General features: G+C 74.1%; 1 protein-coding gene. It reads right to left on the reverse strand.

Annotation, left to right across the window (positions count from 1 at the left end):
- Positions 1–1,808 (reverse strand): glycosyltransferase (locus NON22_RS23785; RefSeq protein WP_257389464.1); only part of this gene is annotated, 1,808 nt, incomplete at both ends.

Here is a 1,808-nt window from a genome sequence, read left to right on the forward strand (position 1 = left end):
TGCACGGTGCCGGCGAGGCCGCGCCGGCGCAGGCTGCCGCGCAGGCGCTGCCAGATGCCGCGCGTGCGCGTCGCGCTGAAGGCCAGCCGCGCGCGTAGGCCGCGCAGCTTGCGCATGCCGAAGCGCAGCGGCTTGGTCAGCCGCCACGACAGGCTCGCGTAGGCGCGGTCGAGCTCGGCCTTCAGCGCGAGGGCCCAGCGCGTGCGCTCGTCGAACTCGCGTTCGAGCTCGACGTAGTCGTCCTGGGTACGCGTGAGCCATTCGGTACGCTGAACGAGGTCGTCCTGCGCGCGTTCGATCTCGGCCAGCGCGATGCCGACGTCGCGCTGCGAACGGCGCAGCTCGCGGTCGAGCTCTGACGCCCATTCGGCGCGCGCATCGAGTTCATGCTGCTGCTGGCGCAATGTGGCGGTCTGGCGGCGCAGCTGCGTCCTCAGCGCGTCGAGTTCACCGCGCACGGCGGTGAGTTCGATCTGCGTCGTCGTCGCGGCCTGCGGCGGCAAGGCCGGCGCCGCCGGTGCCGCCGGCAGCTCGGCGGCATAGTCGGCGCTCATCGCGGCGAGGCTGCGCGGCGCGTGGCTGCGCAGGGCCGCGCGGGCGCGGAGCAACGGTTCGCGCTGCGCCGACAGATCGGCGATGCGCGCGGCGACCGCCGCGGCTTCGGGTTCGACGAGAAACCCGTCGACGCCGTCGCTGATGCGCTCGGCCAGCGCGCCGACGCGTGTCGCGATGACCGGCAGGCCGAGGCTCCAGCATTCGGACAAGGTGTAGCTGAAGGTTTCCGCGACGGTAGGCAGCAGCAGCGCCGCATCGGGCTGCAACGCCGCGATCAGCTGCGGCAGCTCCTCGCGCGCGTAGTTCAGCACCACGTGCACGCCGGCATGGCCGAAGAATTCATGGCCTTCGGCGCCGGCGCCGAGCAGCACGAGCTCGACCTGCGGCGGCAGCAGCGGCAGCACGGCGGCCAGCAGTTCCGCGCCCTTGCCGCGGCGCACGCGGCCGGGTACGACGAGGCGCAGACGCGCGCCGTCGCGCGGCGCGCGCGCGTCGGCCGGTGTCAGCGGCGCGATGCCGTGGGCGATCACGCGCGCCGGCAACGACGCAAGCTCGGGCGCCAGCCGCAGCACATTGGCCAGCGCCGTGCGGCTCGGCGCGGCGAGCCGCACCTCGGCGGCCAGCAGCGCCGCGACGTAGGCGTCGCGCAACTGCTGCCAATAGCCCGGATCGCGCTGCGCGAACTCGAACTCGCTATCGGCCGCAGCCAGGTCGGCGGCGCGCTGCGCCGCGTCGAAGGCCAGGCTTGCGTCGCCGAAGTCGCGATGCAGCAGCGGCCACAGCGGATAGCAGTCGTGGGCGACGACGACGGTCGGCCGTCCGCTGCGCAAGGCGTCGAGGCTGTGGCCGATCAGCGAGGAGACCAGCACTGCGTCGACGGCGTAGTGCGCGAGCGTTTCGTCGAAGAAGCGCTGCCAGTCGTGGTGGTGCAGGACCGTGTCGGCGATCGGCGCGGTCAGCGGCAGGCGGCGCAGCGCCGGGCCGCGCAGGCTGCCGTCGTGGAGCTCGAGCACTTCGCCGTAGCGGCGGCGCGTGAAATCGCCGAACGCGCGCAGCACGAGATGGCGGCGCGCCGTGTCGCTCGCGGCCAGGTCGCGCACGAAGCGTTCGGCGCCGCCGCCCCAGCCGTGCAGCACGTGCAGCACGACCGGACGTCCGTCGCGGCCGAACCAGGCCGGCTGCCAGTCGGCGTCGGCCAGCGCCGCGGCGAGCTGGCCGCGCAACTCGCCGAGCCGGGACTGGGCCAGGTCCTC

The organism is Tahibacter caeni (assembly GCF_024609805.1).
In the GTDB taxonomy this organism is placed as follows: domain Bacteria; phylum Pseudomonadota; class Gammaproteobacteria; order Xanthomonadales; family Rhodanobacteraceae; genus Tahibacter; species Tahibacter caeni.